At 64.2% G+C, this 23,105-nt stretch carries 19 protein-coding genes and 1 pseudogene; 10 read left to right on the plus strand and 10 right to left on the minus strand.

All coding sequences use genetic code 11. The features are described 5' to 3' along the window. Positions 1-67 precede the first annotated feature (67 nt). Positions 68-268 (plus strand): SelT/SelW/SelH family protein, encoded by a 201-nt coding sequence (locus FJ039_03090; protein MBM4405154.1) that lies wholly within the window; start codon positions 68-70, stop codon positions 266-268. A gap of 11 nt (positions 269-279) precedes the next feature. Here the strand turns inward: FJ039_03090 and FJ039_03095 are convergent, their stop codons facing one another. Genes FJ039_03095 through FJ039_03110 form a run of 4 tightly spaced genes read right to left on the minus strand, consistent with a single transcriptional unit; the run spans position 280 to position 8,622 of the window. Then, the gene (locus FJ039_03095) at positions 280-1,011 is read right to left on the minus strand and encodes an ABC transporter ATP-binding protein (protein MBM4405155.1); all 732 of its coding nucleotides are present in this window, start codon (positions 1,009-1,011) and stop codon (positions 280-282) included. Then, on the minus strand, positions 1,008-1,904 hold the full coding sequence (locus FJ039_03100; GenBank protein MBM4405156.1) for an ABC transporter ATP-binding protein: 897 nt from the start codon (positions 1,902-1,904) through the stop codon (positions 1,008-1,010). Before FJ039_03100 ends, FJ039_03095 begins: the two co-directional genes overlap by 4 nt. Beyond that, a complete protein-coding gene (locus FJ039_03105) occupies positions 1,904-5,290 on the minus strand; it encodes an FtsX-like permease family protein (GenBank protein MBM4405157.1) in 3,387 nt (1,128 codons plus the stop codon). The genes FJ039_03100 and FJ039_03105 overlap by 1 nt, the downstream gene beginning before the upstream one ends. Then, entirely contained in the window at positions 5,290-8,622 is a 3,333-nt protein-coding gene (locus FJ039_03110; protein MBM4405158.1) for an ABC transporter permease, read from the minus strand. Before FJ039_03110 ends, FJ039_03105 begins: the two co-directional genes overlap by 1 nt. A 373-nt stretch (positions 8,623-8,995) precedes the next feature. On the opposite strand from FJ039_03110, the gene FJ039_03115 reads away from it, so the two are divergent. The 4 genes from FJ039_03115 to FJ039_03130 all read left to right on the plus strand — a co-directional run bounded on the left by FJ039_03115 (position 8,996) and on the right by FJ039_03130 (position 13,428). Next, positions 8,996-10,120 carry a zinc-binding dehydrogenase gene (locus FJ039_03115; GenBank protein MBM4405159.1) on the plus strand — a complete coding sequence of 375 codons (1,125 nt, stop codon included), beginning with the start codon at positions 8,996-8,998 and terminating at the stop codon, positions 10,118-10,120. 97 nt (positions 10,121-10,217) lie between these two features. Further along, complete coding sequence (locus tag FJ039_03120; protein MBM4405160.1) at positions 10,218-11,393, plus strand: acyl-CoA dehydrogenase; 1,176 nt, start codon at positions 10,218-10,220, stop codon at positions 11,391-11,393. Between the two features lie 6 nt (positions 11,394-11,399). Then, positions 11,400-12,533 carry an acyl-CoA dehydrogenase gene (locus tag FJ039_03125; protein ID MBM4405161.1) on the plus strand — a complete coding sequence of 378 codons (1,134 nt, stop codon included), beginning with the start codon at positions 11,400-11,402 and terminating at the stop codon, positions 12,531-12,533. 10 nt (positions 12,534-12,543) lie between these two features. Further along, complete coding sequence (locus tag FJ039_03130) at positions 12,544-13,428, plus strand: hypothetical protein (protein ID MBM4405162.1); 885 nt, start codon at positions 12,544-12,546, stop codon at positions 13,426-13,428. Positions 13,429-13,532: 104 nt separating this feature from the next. On the opposite strand, the gene FJ039_03135 is transcribed toward FJ039_03130, so the two are convergent. The 6 genes from FJ039_03135 to xerD form a co-directional block, all read right to left on the minus strand. Continuing rightward, on the minus strand, positions 13,533-13,976 hold the full coding sequence (locus FJ039_03135; protein ID MBM4405163.1) for a 4Fe-4S dicluster domain-containing protein: 444 nt from the start codon (positions 13,974-13,976) through the stop codon (positions 13,533-13,535). Then, positions 13,973-15,808, minus strand: a complete 1,836-nt coding sequence (gene uvrC / locus FJ039_03140; GenBank protein MBM4405164.1) for an excinuclease ABC subunit UvrC — start codon at positions 15,806-15,808, stop codon at positions 13,973-13,975. Before uvrC ends, FJ039_03135 begins: the two co-directional genes overlap by 4 nt. Before the next feature lie 102 nt (positions 15,809-15,910). Then, positions 15,911-16,255 carry a hypothetical protein gene (locus tag FJ039_03145; protein ID MBM4405165.1) on the minus strand — a complete coding sequence of 115 codons (345 nt, stop codon included), beginning with the start codon at positions 16,253-16,255 and terminating at the stop codon, positions 15,911-15,913. A gap of 86 nt (positions 16,256-16,341) precedes the next feature. Further along, the gene (locus FJ039_03150; protein MBM4405166.1) at positions 16,342-17,064 is read right to left on the minus strand and encodes a cytidylate kinase-like family protein; all 723 of its coding nucleotides are present in this window, start codon (positions 17,062-17,064) and stop codon (positions 16,342-16,344) included. A gap of 143 nt (positions 17,065-17,207) precedes the next feature. Continuing rightward, positions 17,208-17,729, minus strand: coding sequence for an RpiB/LacA/LacB family sugar-phosphate isomerase (locus tag FJ039_03155; protein ID MBM4405167.1), 522 nt, complete (start codon positions 17,727-17,729; stop codon positions 17,208-17,210). Between the two features lie 79 nt (positions 17,730-17,808). After that, the gene (gene xerD / locus FJ039_03160; protein ID MBM4405168.1) at positions 17,809-18,708 is read right to left on the minus strand and encodes a site-specific tyrosine recombinase XerD; all 900 of its coding nucleotides are present in this window, start codon (positions 18,706-18,708) and stop codon (positions 17,809-17,811) included. Positions 18,709-18,901: 193 nt separating this feature from the next. Between xerD and FJ039_03165 the strand changes: the two genes are divergently transcribed. From FJ039_03165 to FJ039_03185, 5 genes and pseudogenes are all read left to right on the plus strand, one after another. Beyond that, a complete protein-coding gene (locus FJ039_03165; protein ID MBM4405169.1) occupies positions 18,902-19,861 on the plus strand; it encodes an LLM class F420-dependent oxidoreductase in 960 nt (319 codons plus the stop codon). Positions 19,862-20,007: 146 nt separating this feature from the next. Beyond that, a complete protein-coding gene (locus tag FJ039_03170; protein MBM4405170.1) occupies positions 20,008-20,691 on the plus strand; it encodes a hypothetical protein in 684 nt (227 codons plus the stop codon). Between the two features lie 78 nt (positions 20,692-20,769). Next, positions 20,770-20,985 (plus strand): type II toxin-antitoxin system HicB family antitoxin, encoded by a 216-nt coding sequence (locus FJ039_03175; protein MBM4405171.1) that lies wholly within the window; start codon positions 20,770-20,772, stop codon positions 20,983-20,985. 235 nt (positions 20,986-21,220) lie between these two features. Next, entirely contained in the window at positions 21,221-21,925 is a 705-nt protein-coding gene (locus tag FJ039_03180) for an AccI family restriction endonuclease (GenBank protein ID MBM4405172.1), read from the plus strand. A gap of 27 nt (positions 21,926-21,952) precedes the next feature. Continuing rightward, positions 21,953-23,097: pseudogene (locus tag FJ039_03185) on the plus strand (IS3 family transposase). Positions 23,098-23,105 lie beyond the last annotated feature (8 nt).

Below are 23,105 nucleotides of genomic sequence, written 5' to 3' on the forward strand. Positions count from 1 at the left end.
GCAAGAGGGTGCGCCCGTGTTCGCGAAACCCCGCATCGAAATCCTCTACTGCAACGAGTGAGGCTATCTGCCGGACGCCGTCAGTTTGGCGGAGAAGCTCCTGCAGGAATTCCACTCGCGGCTCAGCGGTGTCTCTATCGCTGTAGGCCCGCGCTCGTCCTTTGAAGTCTCTATAGACGGCAAGCTCGCCTTCTCAAAGCTCAAAGAACATCGCCTGCCTGAGACCAAGGAGATACGCGAGAAAGTCCGTGCCGCCCTCTCGGCGTGAGGGCCCTCTCCTCATCTCCCCTGTGGCCGCGCCCACCGGCTCTCCGGCTCCGCCTGCTTCGTCAGCGCCCCGTCGTGCAGTTCCAGCACCCGGTGCGCCACCTCCATCACCGCCCTATCGTGCGTCGCCACGATCACCGTCACCCGGTCCCGGCGCACAATCTCCCCCAGCAGGCCGAAGACCGTCTTCGCATTCGCCGAATCCAGCTCCGCGGTCGGCTCGTCTGCCAGGATGACCGATGGCTTGTGGACCATCGCCCGCGCAATCGCCACTCGCTGCTGTTCGCCGCCCGAAAGCTCATACGGCCTGTGCTTCAACCGGTGCGCCAGGCCCACCTCGCTCAATGTCTCCTTCGCTCGCGCCTCGCGCTCCTGCCGTCCAAGCCCCCCGATGCGCAGCGGCAGCTCCACGTTCTCATGGGCCGAAAGGAGCGGCAGCAGGCCGAAACTTTGGAAGACAAAGCCGAACGTCTTCCTCCGCAGCGTCGCCATCTCCGCCGCATTGATCTTCGCCATATCCCGCCCCTGGAAGAGCACTGCTCCGCTGCTCGGCATGTCCAACCCGCCCAGCAGGTTCAACAGCGTCGTCTTCCCCGAACCGGACCTGCCCAACAGGGCGATGAAATCCCCCTGCTCCACGCGCATCGTGACGTTGCGCACCGCGTGGATGGCGCGCCCGCCCACCGAAAATTCCCTAGTAACGTCCTCGGCGGCAAGCAGAGGCCCTTGGTACTCTGTCGTCATGGGCCCTCCGTCCGTATCTCGATGTGGTCTCCCTCAAGGCTCACCCGTACGTGCTCCGGCCTCCCCAACCGCTCCAAGGCCTGCTTCGGCAGCTGCAGCCGCCCCGTCCCGTCCACGATGGAAAGCTCCTCCATCGCCGTCTCTCCCGCCGCCTGCCGCTGGTAGCTCCGCCGTCGCACCACCTCCGTGCTCGTCTTCCCGTCCGAGATCGCGATCACCCGGTCCACCTGCTCCGCCACCTCCATATCGTGCGTCACGATCACCACCGTCGTCCCATACGTCGTATTTGCCGCTCTTAGGAGATTGAATATCTCCTGTCCCGTCTTGGTATCCAGCTCTCCTGTCGGCTCGTCGCACAGGAGGAGCGGCGGGTTGTTCGCCATCGCCACCGCCACGCTGACGCGCTGCTGCTCGCCGCCGGAGAGCCTGTCCACCGTGTGGTTCAGCCGCTCCTCCAGCCCTGCGAACTTCAACAGCTCCACTGCCCGCTCCGTCCGCTGCCGCTTGGTGCGGCTGTCCAGGAGCATCGGCAGCTCCACGTTCTGCTTCGCGGTCAGGTACGGGACCAGGTTCCGGCTCACCTGCTGCCACACGAAGCCGATCCCCTTGCGGCGGTAGTCCACCAGCTCCCCGGGGCCCGCCTTCAGGAGGTTGCGACCGCCCACGCTCACCGCGCCCGCCGATGGTGTCTCGTATCCGGCCAGGATGTGCAGCAGCGTGCTCTTCCCGCTCCCGCTCGGCCCTACGATCGCCACCATCTCGCCTTTGTTCACTCGCAGGTCCAGCCCCCGCAGCGCCACCACCTCCAGGTCCGCGACCTTGTGGATCTTGAACAAGTCCTGGCAGTGGATATACGTCTCTTGCTGCGGCTGGGCCTTACGTTGCCATTGCATCACGAATCTCCAAAGCGCATCGCGCGCGGGATGGCGAAGCGGGAATAATAGAGCGCCAGCGCGCCCGTCACCACCAGGAAAACGCCTGCCATGATGGCATATGTCGCGATTATAGCAGTCCAGTTCATTTCAGTGACGAAGGGCGGCAGCACCCGCGCGCCCTCTTCCGTGAGGCCCAAGTACGGCATCAAGAGCGAGGTCAGTTCGTAGCCGATCCACCCTCCCAAACCCAGGCCGATCACCACCACCACCGCCTGCTCCAGTAAGACCACGCTCGCCAGCGCGATAGGCGAAAGCCCCATGCTGCTCAACAGCCCAAACTCCATCCGCCGCTGCTGCGCCAGCATATACGCATAGACGCCGAACCCTAGGAGGCTTGTGATCAGCACCGCCACAAAAGCGATGTTCAGCGCGCCGCGCCACCCGGCGGAGATGAACGGATCCGCCCGGAAGTCCCTCTGCAGCGCCTGCCGGTCGCTCACCCGGCCGTTGGACTCCCGCTGCAGCGTCGTCACCAGCCGCTCCCGCTCCGCCCCCAGCGCCTTCGATGTCACCCAGAACTCGTTCGGCAATATCTCGAACGCGCTATCCGCGGCGTTTAGCCGCTGCGTCAGCGCTGGCAGGTTCACCACGATGAACCCATCGTCATACGGGTCCATCGTCGGGAAGAAATCCACTACTTCAGAGACGTGCGCCGTCACGATATGCCCCGCGATGGAGAGCCGCAGCCTATCGCCCTTCGCCAGCCCCGTATCGTCCAGCGCCTTCCGCGAGACGATGGCCTCCAGCGGCGCGCGGGCCTTCGTCTCCACCCCCAGCAGGAACCCCCGCGTCGAGGCGAGCGGGTTTGGCCCCCAGATGAACGCCAGCGACCTGCCTCCCGACTCGCGCGAGACTGTGCTGCTCACCTCGATGCCGTCCGTAGCCGCTCCCATCGAATCGTTGATCACCGCCAAGCGCCTATCTTCCGCAAATGTCTCGATCGTCTGCCGTCCCGCGGGCGTAGTCGCCGTCACCTCATCGAAGTAGACCGCTCCCGGCGGGAAGGTCGCCGACGTGGAGCGGACGCTCAGCGAGACGAGGCGCAGAGGCGCTTGAAGCTGCAGCGCCCGCGGGCCCGTCGCCTGCACCGGCGTCTCGAAGTACTGCCAGTCCGTCCCTGTGATCCGTCCCATCTCGTAGTCCCGGTAGCGTCGGTTCGCGTCGCCGATCCGGGCCCGAACCGCCAGGTTGCGCTGCGCGGTCGCCGGGCGCACCCACACGCCGAAGGCCGTGGCTCCTTGCGGCAGCGCCAGTCCCTCTTCTCTCACCACATCGGCCGCGATAACCTCCATCAGCCCGTCCAGCGACCGCCCGGAGAAATCGTCCCGGAAGTACGAAGTCTTGCCGAAGCTGGCAGGGTCAACCGCCAGCAGGCTGAAATCCGAGGAGGAAAAGAGCGCCTGGCCGAAGAAGGCCTGCCCGCGATAGGCCGGCGCCATCGTCTCCGTCCCTGCGATGCTCCCGAACCGCCCTTCGAAGGAGACCGAAGCGCCGCTCGCGGGGAGAAAGGCGTTCTTCACCAGGATATCGCCGCCCGAGGCGTAGGCCGCCCGGTCACGGTAGCTCCGCTCCAGCGTCGCTCCAAAGTTCGCCGCGAACATCGCCACGCTTGCCGCGAACATCAGCAGCAGCGCCAGGCGTACGTACGGGGTCGGGTTCCGCGCCAGTGTGGAAAAGCCCAGCACCGGCCACGCCGCGCGTAGCGCCGTCACCAGCGCCATCGCCCCGCGCATCGCCAGCGGGAAGAACCGCAGCAGCAGCAGGCCGATGGCGAAGAGGAAGAGCGCCGGCGCCGCCAGGAGCGCCTTGTCCACGTTCCGCTCCCCGATGAACGTCGTCGTCACCAGGCTCCCCCGCTGCGTCAGCTCCCAATAGAGCAGCGCCGCCAGGATGCCTAAGAAGATATCAATGTAATAGCGCGTGAAGAATGAAGCCGCGGGCCGCGTCAGGCTCGCCTTGTAGCGGAGCGGGTTCAGCCACGTCGCCGAAACTGTGGGGAAAAGCAGCGCCGCAAAGGAAATCGCCGCCCCGAGGAGCGACATCCCGTACGCGCTCGCCGCGATCGAGACAGGCAGCGACCCGCCGTCTGTCACCTCTGAAAAGACCGGCGTATAGCCGATGACCTTCGTCGCCACGTACGCGATCAGCGGCCCCAGGAAAAAGGCCGCAACCGCCACCAGCGCCGATCCCCCCACATAGAGCGTCATCACCTGGGAACCGTCCGCCCCCCGGCTCGTCAGCAGCGCGATTTCTCCCCGGTTCTTGTCCACGATCACATTCGCGATCATGATCAAGTAGTAGAAGACGATGCCCAGGATGAGCGCCGTCACGATGAGCAGCGGGATCCGTCCGAACAAGTCCTTCGTCTCGAACTCGCTCAGCACCCTGCCCAGGCGCGTCTGGTCGTTGTAGTTCTTCAGGCGGCTCCGTAGCTGGCTCGTCATCCGCTCCAGCCCGAACTTCGCCGTACTTGCGTTGTTCGCGTCAATCTTCGTCGGGTCCACCGTCAGCGCCCACGAATAGTCCGTCAGCATCCGGGGGAAGATGCGCGCCACTCCCCCGGTGAACGTCTCCTCAGGCACGTAGACCGGCGTGAAGTTGTCCCCCTGGCTCTTTGCCACATAGGAAAACGTCTTCGTCTGCCAGTAGCGCTCCTTCGGGTCCGTCCGCCGCACGATCGCCGTGATCCGCGCCACCGCGTGCGGCGAGACATCGTCCCAGTGCGGCACGATCAGCATCCGGTCGCCCACCGCCAGCTGCCGCGCCGCCGCCGTCTCATCGAAGATCGCGACAGGGATCTCCGGGGTCGAAGCCGGTCGGCTCTGGCCATCCCCCTGCACCGTCAAAGCCCGGGGCCGCTCCCCCGCCACCACCGTCGTCTTCCGCTCGAACTCCGTCGCGTTGAAGAAGAACGTCCGTGGCCGCGCCGATAGCTTCGCCTGCTCCGTCCCCTTGATGGTCTCCTCGGAGATCACCGGTCCCTGTCCTCCGCGCCCGAAGCCGTTCACATAGAACGTCGCTCCCTCCATCGCTCGCGTGCGCCCCTGGACGAACCACGCCACGTTGCGCTCGATCGCCGTGTCCACTTCCGCCCGGATCGTCGCGTACGAAGCTGCGTCCGGCGGCGCGTAGTAGCTCACCAGCGAGATATCCAGGTCCTCCGGCCTCGCCTCGCTGAACTGCCGCTCCAGCCCAAGCTCCCGCACCGAATCGCCGTAGATGAAAACGCTCGACATCAGCGCCGAAGCCAGCAGCGCGCCGATGAGCACCGGCACAAAGAGCCGCCATCGCCATCGCAGGCGGCGCAATGCAAGGGGCCAGAGCGAAAGGAAGCCCGGCAGCATCAGCCCTCACCTCGCCGCAGCATCCGCCAGATGGGCGCGCGCCCGAACTGCACCGCCGTCCAGGCCACCACCAGTGCCATAGCGACCCCGCTCGCCAGCAGCACGATGCCCAGGCCGCTCCAGTCCGTCACCCGCGCGAAGGGCAGCTGCACCTCTCGCCCCTCCGTCGTGTGATTCAGGAACGTCACCATCGTCCCGTGGGCCCGCGACCCCACGATCGCCCCCAAAAGAACAGCCGAAATCACAGTCGTCGCGTGGACGAAAATCTGGAAGGCCACCAGCCCCCGCTGCGTCACGCCCAGCGCGCGCAGCACGGCGTGCTCCAGCGGCAGGCGGTACGCCCCCACATAGGAATAGCCCAGGTATCCGCCCACCGCGATGATGACTAGGATCAGCAGCACCGTGAAGACCACCCCCTCGCTCGCCGCTCCCACCAGTGGGTCCTTGTTCAGCAGGTCCAGCTCCGTCCCCCTGTCCAAAACAAGGAAGCTATCCCAGCCGTCGCGGCGCAGGCTCTCCTGAAAGGCCTCCCGCTCATCCCTATCGTTGGTCAGCCGTAGCCACATCTCGTTCGGGAAGGCCATGGCCATCCCCTTGAAGAGATTGGCGTAGTGCAGCGTTGTCTCCAGGTTCCCGATGATGAAGGGGCGCGCCGGGTCCATCGTCGGGAAAAAGTCCACCCTGTCCGCGATCTTCACCGGCATCGGCACGCCCGCCACGTTGATGTCCAGCACATCGCCCACGCGCTTCCCCGTCGTTCCCAGGAAGGCTCCGCTTGCGATGATCGGCAGCGGCTCCCGCAGGTCGCTCGGATAGATGCCGCGCAGCCCCACGCCCGAGGTCGGCTTCCACGCAAGCTCCAGCGTCGGCCGGTTCAGCCGCTGCACCCGTGTCGAAGCCTCCACCGTCTCCGGCAGGAGCGCGTTCGTCGCCATCGTCGCCCATCCCTCGCGGCGGTCCAATCGGTCCACCACCGTCTCCTGCCCGTTCGGAAGCCTCGCCGTCAGCGCGCTGAGGTTGATCTGGCCGGAGCTCGTATAGCCGGTTGCCAGCTGGTCCAGCGGGAACGGCTCCTGGGGGAAATCCAGCTCCCACACATAGAGGGAAAGAAGCGTCAGCGGCCCCTCGGGGCGGTCGCCGAAGAAGGAGACGAAGTCCGCCTGCATATAGCGCCAGTCGGAAAAATCCAGGCGGCCCAGCCGGAACCGCCACGGGTCGCCCTTCGCGTCGCGGATGCGCACCCACAGCGACATATTCTGGTACGCCTGCGACGGCCTCACCCAGATGCCGATGCCCGTCGTGTTCGGCGGCAGGTCTTTTCCACGGAGGATCGCCCTCCCCGTGTCCAGCTTCCGCAGCAGCGTGAATAGGTCCTGCTGGGAGAAGTCGTCCCGGAACCACGCCACCTGGTCAAACTTGATCGAGTCCACCAGTAGCAGTGGGTAGCTCGTCCGAACGTCCCCGCTGAACGTGTCCGGATCGAAGCGGTAGGCCGCCCGCGCCAGCTCAACTGCCGGACGCTTCGCGAACTCCGCCTCCAACGATTCGGTGCTCCCGCTCGCGTACCTAGGGATATTCACCAGCCGCGCGTCGCTCCCGGAGGTATACAGCCCCCGGTCGCTATAACTGCGCTGCACCGTCTGGTTGTAGCTCGCCGCGAAGACCGCCATCGCCGAAACGAGCATCAGCAAGAGCGCCGGCCGGAGGTACTGCACTGGGTTGCGGCTAAGGTTCCACAGCCCAAGCGCCAGCCATGTCCGCGAAGTGAACGAGGCGATGACCCCTAGCAGCCGCAAGACCAGCGGGATCGCCCGCAGGATCAAGAGTGAGAACGAGACCATGAGCAGCAGCGGCGCCACCAGCAACAGCTTGTTCACCGAGTCGCTGCCGAAGAGCCGCGTCGTCACCAAAGAGCCGCGCTGCGTCAGCTCCCAATAGGCAAAGCCCGCCAGCGCCAGCAGAAAGAGGTCCAGATAATAGCGGTGGAAGAGCAAAAGCCGCGCCGGGCGCGCCATGGCCGCGCGCACGTTCAACAGGTTGAACCGCGCCCCGCGTAACGCCGGGAGGCTCAACGCCGCGAAGCAAAGCGCCGCGCCCAGAAGCGCGGCAAGGATGGCCGTACCCGTTAGCTCCACCGGCAGCAGCGCACCGTTGTTCACATCGCTGAAGGCGGGCGTCTTGCCGAAGAGCGGCACAAAGATGAGCGCGAGGATGGGCCCTAAGACAAAGGCCGCGCCGCACAGCGCCAGCGCCTCCAGCAGATAGACGCCCATCATCTGCCCGGTGTCCGCTCCCCGCGAGCGGAAGAGCGCGATCTCCAAAAGGTGCCGCTCCACCACGATGTCCGCCGCCATCACGATGAAGTAGAGCGTCACCGCAACCACCAGCAGCAGCAGCACCAGGATCGGAATGCGGCTGAAGAAGATCTTGCTCTCGTAGTCCTTCAGCGTCTCCCCCAGGCCGGAGAAAACCTGGGAGCCCGGGAAGTCCAGCGGCACCTGTCGCTCAAGCTCCTGGATCCCCTCCCGCGCCTCGCCGATCGTGTTCGCCTTGAGCCGCCCCGGGTCCAGCAGCAGGTACCACCAATAGTCCACGCGCATCCCGGGATACCGGCTCGCCGCCACTCCCAGGTACTGCTCCTCGGAGATCAGCATCGGTAGCATCGGGATCTCATCGCCCGTCGGCGTATAGTCGCTCTGCGGCGAGAATGGGTCCAACGGGAAACCCCAGTACGCGCTCTCCGGGTCTGCGATCTCCAAAATGCCGCTCACCACCGCCGTCACCGGCCGTCCGCCCTCGGGCGTCGCCGTGATCCGGTCCCCCACCCTTAGGCTGAACCGCTGGGCGGAGGCCCGCCCGATCCCCACCTCGATGTCGCCGCCCCGCGCCCCCGCCGGATAGGCCCCCTCCACCAGGCGGCTATGATCTTCATAGCCCGCGAATGATTGCAGCGACGCCCTGTATCGTGCCTGCGATGGCGCAGCTCCCGTGCGCGTGAAATCCATCCCCGGCGTGCGGATATGCGTGAACTGTTGCTCCACGAACGGGCGGATCGTCTCATCGCCCAGGCTCGTGATCTTCGCATCCGCCTGCCCGAACCCGGAAGGGTCAAGCGGGCGGTTCTGCACCGTGATGGCCGTGTCCAGCACCCCTGCGCGCTCGTACTTCAGCGCATGGCGCAGGCCCAGCTCCTTCACGGAGGTGAGGAAAAGCGGCGCTCCCGAAAGCACCGTCGTCGCCAGCAAGATCCCGGCGAACAGCACCAAGAGCAGCCGCCAGTTGGCCCTGACCCGCCGCCACATCAAGACCAACGGTGCGGTGATGGAGCTCATCGTCTCGCTTCTATCGCCTGCCGGGCGTCACAGGTGCGCGCAAGTGTGCGGGAGTATACCAGCTTTGTCCCTCTCTGGTTCCCTCCCTTAGATGAACGCTCTCCGCCTTCCAAAGGATGTCCAAATCTCGCTTCGGGTTGCCCTACAACCCCTTTTCCTCATCGGGCGCATCACTGCGCCCTTACCCTCTCCCGGCTCCGATTCATCGGAGCGGCCGGGAGAGGACCATTCGTATGGCGTGTGCTCCTTCCTAGGAACTGTGCTAGTCCTCTAGCAACGAGAGAGCCAGGGTGAGGTGTGGTCTCCTCTCTTTATTGACTCCCCTTCTGCGGCTCCCTATACTTCGCCCCACTTCCCGCTCCGGAGGTCCCCCATGAACGGCCGTGTGGCCATCTTCAAAGGCCCCCACAAGCCCTTTGACCTCCGCGAATTCCCCCTGCCCCAAGTCGCCCCCGGCGACCTCCTGGTCAAAGTCACCATGAGCATGATCTGCGGCTCCGACCTCCACTACTGGCGCGGCGATATCCCCTCCGGCATGGTCGCCAGACACGGCGAAGCCGTCATGGGCCATGAGATGGTCGGCCGCGTCTACGCCAAGGGTCCCGGCGTCGTCACCGATTCCAACGGCACCCCCCTCAAGGAAGGCGACCGCGTCGTCTTCACCTACTTCGCTGGCTGCATGGCCTGCCCCCGCTGCCTCCGTGGCGAAACCGCCTCCTGCCCCAACAAAAAGATGTTCATCCACCACCAGGTGGGCCAGCCGCCCTACTTCACCGGCGGCTTCGCCGAATACTTCTACCTCGGCAAAGGCAACTACTTCTTCAAAGTCCCGGACACCATCCCGGATGCCATGGTCGCTCCCATCAACTGCTCCTTCAGCCAGGTCATGTTCGGCCTCCACCTGGCCGATCTGCGCGTCGGCGAAAGCGTCGTCATCCAGGGCGCGGGCGGCCTCGGCCTCTACGCCGCCGCCATCGCCAAGGAGCGCGGCGCGAATCCCATCATCGTCATAGACGGCATCCAGGGCCGCCTTCGCCTAGCCCAGGAGTTCGGCGCCACCCACACCATAGACCTCGCCCAGCACAAGACTCCCGCCGAGCGCGTCGCCCGGGTCAAGGAGATCGTCGGCGCTCCGGGTGCCGATGTCGTCGTCGAAGTCGTCGGCCTTCCCTCCGCCGTCGTCGAAGGCCTCCAGATGACCCGCATGGGCGGCCGCTATGCCGTCCTCGGCCAGGTCAGCGCCGGCGAACCCGGTACCATCCAGTTCATGCCCTCCATGCTCCTCGGCAAAAACATCGTCTCCGCCGCCTGTTACGATGGCTGGGTCCTCCCCAAAGCCATCGAATTCCTAGCGCGCGCCCAGCACCGCTATCCCTTTGAAAAGATGGTCTCCCACTCCTTCCCTCTCGCCGAAATCACCAAAGCCTTTCAGTCCTCCGAATGGTCCCGGCCGGACGCCCACTCCCTCGCCGTCACCCGCACCGCCCTCGTCCCCTGACGCCTACTCGACCTGACCTCCTGCTCCCTGCATATCGCTCCTCGCTCTTCCCTTGACTTCTCCCCATAAGGGAATAAGATTCCTTCACGTCACCGCCATGGACTTCCGCTTCACCCCAGAGCAAGAGGCCTTCCAGAAGGAAGTCCGCGCCTTCTTCAAGGAGCTTGTCGCTCCCGAAAAGACCGCCGGCCAAGAGGACTTTACCGAGCTTTACGGCCTCAAACAGCCCTTCGAGCGCTCCCTTCGCAAGGCCGCAGGCGATGCCGGCTATCTCGGCGTCGCATGGCCCAAGGAGTACGGCGGCCAGGAGAAGGGCATGCTCTACCAGGCCATCGTCGCCTACGAGGCCGCCTATGCCCGCGCGCCCGTCATTGACATCTCCGTCGCCATGGTCGCCGCGCCCCTCATGATCTTCGGCACGCCTGAGCAAAAGGCCTTTTTTCTCCCCAAGATCCTTCGTGGCGAGCTAAACATCTGCCTCGGCTACTCCGAGCCCAACGCCGGAAGCGACCTGGCGAATCTGGAGACCAAGGCCGTTGCCGATGGCAACGATTTCGTCATCAGCGGCAGGAAGATCTTCACCACCGGCGCCCACAAGGCCGATTACTGCTGGCTCGCCGCCCGCACCGACCCGAACGCGCCCAAGCACAAGGGCATCAGCATCTTCCTTCTCGATATGAAGACGCCGGGCATCAAGGTGGAGCCTGTGGAGACCATCGCAGGTTGGACCCACTACCGCGTCTTCTTCCACTACGTCCGCATCCCCAAGTCCGCCCTCATCGGCGAACTTCACCGTGGCTGGTATCAGGTCGCCACCGCCCTGGATTTCGAGCGCTCCAATTTCTCCACCTATGGGACGGCCCAGCGCCTCTTCGAAGAGCTGGTGCACTATTGCCGCATCCACTGGCGAAACGGCAGGCCCCTCAACAAGATCCCTGAGGTGCGGCAGAAGCTTGCCCGGCTTTCCATGGACATCGCCACCGGCCTCCGCTTCACCAAGCGCGTCGCCGCGATGCAGGCGGCAGGCAAGGTCCCGAACTACGAAGCCTCCATGAACAAGATCTGGGGCTCCGAGCTCATCCAGCGCATCGCCCTCACCGGGACGCAGATCATGGGTCTCTATGGCGGCCTGGAACGCGGCTCGCCACACGCCCCGGAGAAGGGGCACTTCTCCTACGAGTATCTCCACGGCATCGTCGGCACTATCGGCGCGGGCTCCAACGAGATCCAGCGCAACGTCATCGCCCAACGCGGCTTGGGCATGCCCCGGTAGGCCGCCATGGACATCTCCTTCACTCCAGAGCAAGAGGCCTTCTGCAAAGCGGTTCGCGGATTCCTGGCGGCCCACTGCGACCGCACCGTGGTGCGGCAGCTTGAGGCCGGCGACCTGGGCTATTCGCAGGACCACTGGCGCGCCATGGCCCAGATGGGATGGCTCGGTCTCGCCTTCCCCGCTGCCTACGGCGGCCAAGGCAAAGGCTTCACTGAACTCGCCATTCTCCTAGAGGAATTCGGCCGCCATCCCTTCCCTACGCCCTATCAGAACGCCGCCCTCCAAAGCGCCCTCGCCATCCTCCATCTGGGAAGCGAATCGCAGAAGAAGGCCCACCTCTCAAAACTCTTCGACGGCTCGTCGCGCTACGCCTTCTGCCTCACAGAGGCCAGCGCCTCCTACGACCCCTGGGGCGTCAACGTCCGCGCCATCATGCGCGGTCCCGAGTACGCCATCAACGGCGCCAAGCTCTTCATCCAGTACGGCGCATCGGCCGATCACTACATCGTCGTCGCCCGCACCCGCGATACCGAGGACCACGCCGACGGCATCACCGTCTTCCTGGTGGAGGCCAATGCCAAAGGTATCACCAAGACACCTCTGAAGAGTATGGCCGACGACAAGCAGTGCGAGATCGTCTTTAACCAGGTGATGGTCTCTCGGCAGAACATCCTCGGCACGCTGCACAAAGCCTGGCCTGCCCTGCAGAAGGTCATCACCCTCTCCACCATCGCCGCGAGCGCAGAGCTGGCCGGGTGCGCCCGCGCCGCCCTGGAGCACGCTGTTGACTATGCCAAGCATCGCGTCCAGTTCGGCAAGCCCATCGGCAGCTTCCAGGCCGTCCAGCACTACGCCGCCGATATGCTCACCGCTGCCGATGCCGCAACTCTCGCCGTCTACGATGCCGCATCGCGCGTGGACCAAGGCCTCTCCCATGTGATAGAGGCCTCCCAGGCAAAGGCCGTCTCAAGCGATGCCGCGCTCCGCGTCACCGCTAAGGGCCACCAGATCATGGGAGGCATCGGCGTCTACAAGGAGCGCGATATGCAGCTCTGGTACCGCCGCGCCAAGGTGATGGAACAGCTCTTCGGCGACGCCCAGTACCACCGGGAGAAAGTCGCCCAGTTGATGATGCTCTAGGAGGCTCGCGATGACACTGCCACGGCCCACCTGGTCGAAAGTCAAAGCTAAAACCGTCGAGAACCTCACCGCGGGCTGCATTGACATGCACGCCCACTTCGGGCCCGATAGCAAGCTCGAGCGCAGCGTAGATCTCTTCACCCTGCTGGAGACGGCCTCCGACCTCAAGCTCCGCGGCATCGCCCTCAAGAGCAAGGACTATCCAACCGGCGCGCTCGCCCAGGTGGGGAAGCGCCTCTACCCCAACATCGAGCCCATCGGCGCCATCTGCCTTGACCACGATGTGGGCGGCCTCAACGCGGAGGCCGTCAGCACCCTCGGCGGCATCGGCGGCCGCATCGTCTGGCTTCCCACCTTCTCCTCCGTCGGCGATATGGACAGGTTCTTCAAGCGCCCCGACCTCGGCATCTCCTGCCTGGATAAGAGCGGCAACCTGAACCAACCGGTACTGGACGTCCTCGAGCAGGTGAAGAAGCACGACCTGGTTCTCGCCACGGGCCACATCAGCAATGAAGAGACGATGGCCGTGGTGAAGAAGGCCCACACCATCGGCATCAAGCGCATCATCATCACCCATCCCATCACCGCGAACCTCGGCGGCACGCCGACGATGGAGATGATGAAGGAGTACGTCCGCATGGGCGCCTATCTGGAGCACGCCCTCATCGGCCTCACCGGGCGCACCCAGGTCATCACCTGGGAGGCCCTCATCGAAAATATCAGGGCCATCGGCCCGGAGCACTGCATCCTCAGCAGCGATTTCGGCCAGATCTCAAACCCGCCTCCGGCCTACGGCATGAAGACTTTCATCGCCAACCTCCTCACCTTGGGTCTCAAGGATGAAGAGGTGGAGGTCATGGTGAAGACCAACCCGGCCAAGCTCTCGGGGATCTAACCGTCCCAGACGGTTTTTCACCTTCTGCCTCCCTTGTCATTTAGTACATAATCGGCGGCATCTATGCCGTTCAGGTTGATGTCCCAGGCGTCGGCCTGCCGTAGCTATCTCGCCCGGGCCTTCGGCTCCAGCTTTGTGTTGACCACTGGCACCGTGTAGCCGGGCCGCTGCGCCGCCTTCACCTTGGGGCACAGCCCCTTGCCGGAATCGCAGCTGAAGCAGAACCACTGCTCTTCCCCTGGTTTGCGCCACAATACGTTGCCGCAGGCGGCGCAGCGCTCCTTCAGCTCACTGCACTCCCAGTCCTTCATGGCAGACTTGGCGTTCAGCGGGCAGCCCCGCCCGTGGCAGATGATCGAATCCGGGTCCTGGTGGATGCAGTCCACCGGGCAGTTCTTCACGCAGACCCCGCAATCGAAGCAGAGCATGGGGTCAATCACAAACGTTCCCCGGTAGGTATCCTCCCGGCGCTTGATGGCCAGCGTATCGCAGGGGAACTCGCACGCCCCGCAGCTGATGCAAACGCTGTCCGCGATGTAGTAGCTCATCCGATGGCCGCCTTCACCCGTTCTGCCAGGGAGCGCGTCATCCCCATCACCGCCGCCACCTCGTCCACCGGCGCCTCGCGTATCCCTTGCACCGAACCGAATCGCAACATCAGCGCCTTCTTCTTCCTGGGGCCGATCCCCGGTATCTCGTCCATCACGGAGCGCGCGCTCCGCTTCGAACGCAGGGTGCGATGATACGTGATCGCGAACCGGTGCGCCTCATCCCGCATCCGCTGCACCAGATAGAGCGATTGCGAGTTGCGCGGCAGAACGATCGGCTCGGCGCTGTCCGGGATGAAGATCTCCTCCTCCCGCTTTGCGATGCTCGCCAGAGGGATGTTCGCCTTCCCGATCTCCAGCATCACCTCCAGCGCCGCGTTCAGGTGCCCCTTGCCCCCGTCAATGATAACCAAGTCCGGGGCCGCGCCCCATCCCCTGCCGCTATCCTGCTCTTTAGCCTTCTCGCCTCTCCCAAAGCGGCGTCTCAACATCTCCTTCATCATGGCGTAGTCGTTCGAGCCTTCCACCGTCCGTATCTTAAACCGGCGGTACAGCGATGACTTCGCCTGCCCCTCCTCAAAGACCACCATGCTGCCCACTGCCGAAGTTCCCTGGATATTCGAGATATCGTACGTCTCGATCCGCCGGGGGATTCCAGGCAGGCTCAGCGCCTCCTGCAGCTCCTCCAGCGCCGCCCCCACCTTCTCCCGGTCCGCCATCCACTTCACCCGGCGCTGCTCCAGCCCCTCCTTCGCATTGCGCGCCACCAGTTCCATCAGCCTTCGCGAAGCGCCGCGCTCCGGCACCTTGATGCGCGCAGGCTTTCCCCGCCTCCGGCTGATGAGCGCCTCCAACTCGCGGACCTCGGGCGGCGTATGCTGCAGCAGCACTTCCGGCGGCACGAAGGAGGCCGAGGGGTAGAACTGCGTCACGAAGGCCGCCAGGACCTCCCCCGGCGATTCGCTCTTCGTCCCCTCCATAATGAAGCTGTCGCGGCCGCTCAGCTTCCCCTGGCGGATGAAAAAGACCTCCACCCATGCCTCGTCGTCGCCCGCCGCCACGGCCAGGATATCCTTGTCCTGCCGCTCCAGGGAAACGGCCTTCTGCTCTTCGGAGACGCGCTCCACAGCCTTGATCTGGTCTCGTAGCGCCGCGGCACGCTCGAACTTTAGGCTCTCCGCCGCCTGCTCCATCTCCCCCTTCAGCTGCTCCAGCACCGATTCGTGCCTCCCGTCAAGGAACAGCATCGTCTGATTGATGACCTGGGCGTACTGCTCCTTGTTCACCAGCCCCACGCACGGCGCGACGCACCGGTGGATGTAATACTCCAGGCATGGCCGGGCATCCTTCCCCGTGATCGCCTTCGTGCAGGTGCGGTAGGGAAAGAGCCGCTTCAGCATCGCCATCGTCTTTCGCATGGAGCTCGCGCTTGCGAAGGGGCCGAAGTAGCGATTGCCGTCGCTCGCCACCCGCCGCGTCACTTCAAGCCTGGGAAAATCCTCCGCCAGCGTCACCTTGATATAGGGATAGGTCTTATCGTCCTTCAGGCGGATATTGAAGCGCGGCTTGTGCTTCTTGATCAGCGTGTTCTCGAGCAGCAGCGCCTCCGCCTCCGAGTCCGTCACGATGTACTCAAAGTCCTCTACCCGGGGCATCAGCTCGGCGATCTTCAGCGAGAACTCGCCCGGGTTGCCGAAATAGGAGCGCAGGCGGTTCCGCAGGTTCGCCGCCTTGCCCACATAGAGCACCTGCGCCTTGGCGTCCTTCATCAAGTAAACGCCGGGCTTCGTGGGCGTGGCCGCAAGGAGGCGCACTGACTTTTCCGGTTCCATGAAAGCGATTCTACAAGAATTGAAGCAGAGAAAGCAGGCAAACGTGCTATCAGACAGCGATGGGCTGATGGACCGCGTGAGTACGAACGGACTAGCTGACGGTTACTTGATGACGAAGGCCAGGACGATGAGGACGGCCAGCATCAAGACGGAAAGCGCGCCGATGAGTCTAACGTCTTGCATGAAATAGACGTTCGCCGCCACCGGCTTGGAGGAGAACGGCCGCCCGGCCGCCTGCCCTCTGCCGCGGGCTCTGAACTCCGGCAGCGCGCCCGGCTGCGCCGTCGCCGCCTCCTCGGAGGCTTGCGCCGATGCCGCAACCGGCTCGCCCTGCGCCTCGCCAAGTTCAGGCTCGGGGGCCTCCTGCGGCGCGTGGCCATGGCGCCTCTTCCGGCGGGCAAGCTCGGCCTGGCGTGCGGCGATGCGCCTGGAGGAATGCTTAGACATGGTCTTCCTATCTGGGAACAGGGGTGAAGCTATTATAGGGCCGCCCGAAAGAGGCCGCAAGGAAAGCGGCCTTCACCGGGGGCGCCCTAGCTCACCCGAGCCACCGGCCGCTCCATCTCCTTCGCCGCCTCCGCGATGATCCGGGCGCAGTGCTCCTCGCCCAGCTTATCCGTGTTCAGGTACATGTGATAGTAGGCCGGGTCCTCCGGGCGGGCCCTGAAGAACTTCTTGTAATAGTTCTCCCGCCCGGCATCGGACTCCTTCAGGAACTTGACCGCCGCCTCCCGGCTGAGCTTATCCCGGGCCATGATCATCGCGATCCGGCTCTCCTCCCCGGCCACTAGTTGCACATGGACCGCGTTCGGCAGATCCTTCAGGATGATATTCCCGCCCCTGCCGATGATGACCGCATTCCCCGTCTTCGCCTCGTCCTGGATCACGGATGTCAGCACCTGGATGAACCGGGAATCGTTCAGCTGCTCAGCTGGCGTCTGGGGCGTCTGGGCCGCCTCCGTCAGGCTCTTGTTCATCAGCACCTCAACGCCGCTCGGCCCCAGGAATGGGTCCCCTGCCGAGCCTGCCGCCGCTGACTTCTCCAGGAAGTTGTTGAAGAACCGCGCAAGACGCTCACGCCCTCGCGCCGCCCGCTCGTCCTTCAGCACCACCGCCTCCACGGACGTCCCCGTGCGCCGCGCCGCCTCCGCGATGATCTGGTAGTCCACATAGTCGGCGCTGAGGAGCCGCGCCACGTCCAGGCCCACGGCTCGCATGAGCGTGCCCGTCCTGCCGTTGATCGTGACTACTGGCATGCCGCACCTCCGCTCCAGGCTCGCGCTCGTTTTCCATGCGGCGGAGAAGCCGTTCCGAGATCCCCCGCCGGAAGAGGTTCGCTAGTGTATAGCACAGGCCAGGGGCAGGCACAAGATGTTTTGAGGGGGCTTTCCCTAGTTCTTTACGCGCCGCCCTTCGCCGAGTCCATCCGCTTCACCCGCGCGATGTTCGCCGCCTCGCTCGCCTCAGGCCCCGTCGCGAACCAGGCCTCCAGCATCTCCTTCGCCACCGCCGGCGAGGTGCGCCGAAGGCTCATGCACAGGATATTGGCGTCGTTCCACTTCCGTGCCCCGCGGGCCGTCTCCGCGTCTGCGCAGAGCGCCGCCCGCGCGCCGGGGACCTTGTTCGCTGCCATGCTCACCCCGGTGCCCGTCCAGCAGAATAGGATGCCCTGCTCCGCCTTCTTTGAGGCCACCCGCTCCGCCACCGCCTTGGCGACGACGGGCCAGTTCGGGTCGTCATCCATCAGCGCCCCATGGAGCGAAAGGTCATGCCCCCGCCTCCGCAGCTCCTCGATGACGGCATCCGTCAGCGCCGACCGCTCGTCGCTCCCAATGGCGATGCGCTGCTTCCGCTTAGCCACGCCGCCCTCCCAGAAAGGACCTAAACCGGCGCGCACACGCCGGGTGACACGCCTCTCCATTGAGGGGAGAGGAACTCGAGCGTAGCCCGAGAGGAGAGGGTGATTCTCCCGCTGGCTTCAGCCAACGGGCCTCCCACGGCTAGACCGCCCGAGGGTGCGCCTTCTCGTACTGCTCCCGCAGGTGGTCGCTCGTCAGATGCGTGTAGACCTGCGTCGTGGAGATGTTGGCATGCCCCAGCAGCTCCTGGACGTTCCTGAGCGGCGCGCCGTTGCGAAGCATATGCGTCGCGAAGCTATGCCGCAGGATATGCGGCGTGATCTTGGACTTCACCCCGGCGTCCTTGGCGTACTGCTTCAGGATGAGCCAGAAGCCCTGGCGCGTCAGCCGCTGGCCCCGTTGGTTCACAAAGAGCGCCCGCTCCGTGCTCCCGCGCACCAGCGTGGGACGGCCCATCTCCAGGTAGGCGCGCACGGCGTCCACCGCCTGGCTGTGCATCGGGATGATGCGCTCCTTGCCGCCCTTGCCCATGCACCGCACCAGCGCCCCCTCCATGTTGAGCGACGTCACATCCAGGGAGACGAGCTCGCTCACGCGCATGCCCGTCGCGTAGACCAGTTGCAGGAGCGCCCGGTCGCGGAGGGCCTCAGGCGTCGCCCCCTTCTTGGTGGGTTGCGCCATCAGCAGCTCGATCTCGGGGAAGCCGATGTACTTCGGCAGGGGCCTGCCCACTTTCGGCGAGGCCAAGTCTTCCGTGGGGTCCTCTTTCACCACGCCCTCATCGGAGAGGAATCCGAAGAACGACTTGATGGCGGCGATCTTCCTGGCCACCGTTGTCGGCGCATAGTCGCGGTCGCGCATGGAGAGCACATATTCGGAGAGCAGTCCGCGATTGACGCCGGGCCAGCCGCCGCCGTTCATCTTGGGTTCGATGAACTCGCGGAACTGGGAGAGGTCGTTCTGGTAGGCGGCGCGCGTGTTCTTGGAAAAGCGCTTTTCGGCCGTCACGAACTCGAGAAATTGGCTTACCTGCTGCTGCATACTTCTCACTCCGTCAATTTTGAACTAAGTTCAATGTTACCATAACGACCGGCCGTTTGTGGAGTCCCTTTTGGCCCAATTTCCGACCAATTTTTCTCCCCCGGCGTCCCGTCTCACCCTTGACATCACACCTGGGCCATAGCACTCTTACGACACCTAATCGGGGCCTGCCCGGTCCCTTGAGGAGTTTCTTATGTCAGTGAAGTTCGGCATCCAGATCCCCTCCTTCACCTATCCCAACCACCCCAATGAGAACGTCTACGCCGTGGCCCAGCGGATCGCCAAGACGGCGGAAGATTCCGGGTATGACTCCGTCTGGCTCATGGACCACCTCTACCAGATCGTCTCTGTGGCCCCTGAGGGAGACCCTATCCTGGAGTGCTGGACCACGCTGGCCGCCCTGGCCGCCGTCACCAAGCGCGTCAAGCTCGGCACCATGGTCACCGCGGCGGGCTTCCGGCCGCCCTCGGTGCTGGCCAAGATGACGGCCACCATAGACACCATCAGCAACGGGCGGCTCATCTGCGGCATCGGCGCCGGCTGGTGCGACTACGAGCACAAGGGGTACGGCCTCTATTTCCCCGCCGTCGGCGAGCGCATGAAACGGCTGGAAGAGGCGATCAACGTCCTCAAGGCCATGTGGACCCAGGACCGCGCCACCTACATCGGCCAGCACTTCCGGGTGGAGAACGCCGTCTGCTTCCCCAAGCCGGTGCAGAAGCCGCACATCCCCATCCTCATCGGCGGCAGCGGCGAGAAGGTCACCCTCCGCCTGACGGCGCAGTATGCCCAGGCCCACAACATCGGCGGCGGACTTCCCGAGGCGAACGCCAAAGTCCTGGAGAACCTCAAGCGCCACTGCGAAGCCCTGGGCACCAACTATGACGCCATCCTCAAGACGCGCCTCACGCCCATCATGTTCGCCGCCAACAAGGCCGAACTGGAGCGCAAGATCAAGCGCTGGAAGCCCGCCGGCATCAGCGACGAGCATTTCACTGCGCGCACCCTGGTGGGCACGCCCAACGAAGTGGCGGAGAAGCTGCGGGGCTATGTAAAGGTCGGCATCAACTACTTCATCGTCAGCTTCTGGGACGTGGACGAGTTCGAGCCCATCAAGACGCTGACGCGCGATGTGCTGCCGCAGCTGAGCTAGAGTCCTTTTCGCCCCGCAGCGGCTTGCCTTTCCTGCCGTGCGCCCCCGGTGCATAATCGTGGCCCAAGTATCCCCATTGAGCGCGGGCGGCGAAGAGAAGCGCTCTTCATCCGCCCGTCCCCAAGGGAAGACAAAGGAGGCCCGCTATGGACGGACGACGCCCCACCGGGCTGATGTACACGAATACGGACGTGAGCGACCCGGCCAAGGCCGCCGAGTACAACAATTGGTACCAGGCCGTCCACTTCCCGGACGTCTGCCAGCCGGGCATCTTTGTGAACGCGACGATGTTCCACAACACGAACCCCAGGCCGTCCCACAGCGAAGGGCAGTTCCTGGCGATGTACGAGACCTTCTGGCCCGATCCCGACGCCGCCTACCGCGAGTTCACCAAGACGGTGGCGAAGCTCCGGGCAGAGAAGCGCATCCACGCCGGGACGCGCAAGGCCTACTTCGCCATCTACACCCTCCTCTCCACCGTCTTCAGCACGGAGCGCCGCAAGCGCACCCAGAGCCTCATGTGCATCCTGCTGGATAGCTCCGACCCGGGGAAAACGGGCGAGCTGAAGCGGCTCTACTTAGAGGAGCGCATGCCGCGCGTGGTGAACCTGGGGCTCTTCCACACCGGCTCCTTCGGCGAAATCATCACCGGGGAGCCTTTCCGCTCCACCATGGACAAGAACTCGCCGCGCTTCCTCCTCTTCTACGAGTCGGACATCGGCGATCCGGTCTTCCTGCGGGATGAAGTGGCGAAGGCAATCCCGCCGGAGACGCTTCCGCTTTTCGCGGCCATCCGCCGCGTCTCCACCTTCTACCGCGCCTCGCCGTAGGGCGGGCAGGCTGTCTCTCCACCCCAGAGCCCACCTGGGGCGGCTGTACCGCTATAATTGAGGAAGGCTGGAGACTCGATGAAATACACCGTCATCATTGAAAAAGGCCGCGAGTCCGGCTACATCGCCTACGCCCCCGCCTTGAAGGGCTGTGTCTCCCAAGGGCCGACAAAAGCAGCCGCCCGGCGAAACATCCGCGAAGCCATCGAGGCCTACATCGAAGCCCTCATCGCTGACGGTCTGCCCGTTCCTCAGGAAAACAAGGTGCCGACTTTGATGACCGTCAAGGTCTAGCCGATCTTTCGCGCCCTCGAGGCCGCCGATCTCGCCTCTGCCATCAGAACCTGTCCTTGAGTTGTCGAAGGGGCAACTAGTACCACACCGTCCGGGAAAAACCGAGACCGACGCGGCAGGGGCACCCTCTTTCTCTGACATTGCCACCTTGCCTCCTTGGGTAATGTTGCAGTAGCCTAAGCACGCTTTTAGATATACCCTCTGTCTTTTGCATATTGGACAAAGCATTTCCCTCATGAAAGTTAGCCAGAAAAGCCTGTTCGAGAAGCTACTCAGCGTCCAAGCTGAGGAAATTGAGTTCGAATTACACGGCCATCATCCGGTGGCCTGGTGCGAATTTTGGTTGAACCCACGTCGCCTGAGAGGCAGCGACTTTCTTATGCGCTGGTCGCAGGGCCATTGGAGTGAGGAACGCCTTATCGAAGCCGTAAATAACACTTCCCGATTCTTTGCCGTCCCATACGGCCCGAGCGGTGTCGCTCCGGATGATGTTCGCGAATTTGAATTGTATTTCGAACGACTAGATGCCGCAGGTCTTGGCAATGCAAAACGTCCTGACCTCTTAGTCTTCAAGAAATCAGACCAATCGAAGGTAAAAGAAGCCATAGCTGAGCTCGGCGGCCTCACCGAACTGCCGTTTTCGTCCGAAGAAGCGCCGCCAATGAAACTACTGCTATCTCACGCCGTCATCGCTGTTGAATGCGAGAACAGCTTATGGATCGCTAAGAAAATGCCCGATTACGGAACAACCCTGACACCCCAAAAGCGTCTCGGTGGCAGAAATGGACTTAAGAAAACCGCCGTCGTTCCTACGATCATTATCAAAGATGAGGACATCGAAGCACTCAGCAGTTGGCAGAAGCGTGCTGGGGTACCTAGAGGTGGTTCCGGAAAACTAGACAGCGGGGATAAGTGGAATCGCTGCCTGAAGATGGCATGATGAGGCCATCGGAACAAGGAGCGAGAGATGAGCAGACGTCCCCGTCGGAACCATTCGGCAGAGTTCAAGGCGAGGGTGGCGCTGGCGGCGGTCCGCGGCGAGAAGACCCTGGCGGAGCTGGCAACCCAGTTCGACGTGCACCCGAACCAGATCACCCAGTGGAAGGCGCAGCTGCTGGAGCGGGCGGCGGAGGTGTTCGGCGATGGGCCAGGGCCGAAGGAGAAGCCCGTGGACCTGAAGGCGCTGCACGCCAAGATCGGTGAGCTGGCGCTGGAGAACGATTTTTTAGGAGCCGCGCTCAGCAAGGCCGGCCTGCTGGACGCACGGCGATGATTGACCGTACCCACGCCCTGCCCGTCGTCCGCCAGGCGAGATCCCTCGGCATCAGCCGCGCCTGCGTCTACTACCGGCCCCGGCCGGTGAGCGCTGCCGATCTCGGCCTCATGCGCCGCATGGACGAACTGCACCTGGAACACCCCTTTGCGGGCAGCAGGATGCTGCGCGACATGCTGCGGCGGGAGGGCCTGCGCCCTGGACGCAGGCATGTTGCCTCGCTGATGCGCCGCATGGGCATCGAGGCGCTCTAACGGAGGCCCGCCACCAGCCGGCGGCACCCCAGCCATCCCGTCCATCCCTACCTCCTCAGAGGACTGGCCGTGACCCGGCCGAACCAGGTGTGGGCTATGGACATCACGTACATCCCGATGGCCAGGGGCTACGTCTACCTGACGGCGGTGGTGGACTGGCACAGTCGCCGGGTGCTGGCCTGGAGGGTGTCGATCACGATGGACGTGAGCTTCTGTCGGGAGGCGGTCGAAGAGGCTCTGGAGCGCCACGGCGCTCCAGAGATCTTCAACACGGACCAAGGCAGCCAGTTCACCAGCGAGGCCTTCACCGGCCTGCTGCAGGACCACGGCATCGCCATCAGCATGGACGGCGGGGGGAGCTGGAAGGACAACATCTTCGTCGAGCGGCTATGGAAGAGCGTCAAATACGAGGAGGTGTACCTGAGAGCCTACGGATCGGTGTCGGAAGCCAGGGCCGCGCTCTGCCGGTACTTCGTGTTCTACAATAGCCGGCGGCCCCATTCGAGTCTCGGCGGGATGACCCCGGACGAGCGCTATGCGAGGTCGTTGCCGGCGCCCGCGGCAACCCACAACACCGCAGCATGATTCCACTT

It is taken from the genome of Chloroflexota bacterium (genome assembly GCA_016875535.1).
Lineage (GTDB): Bacteria > Chloroflexota > Dehalococcoidia > SHYB01 > SHYB01 > VGPF01.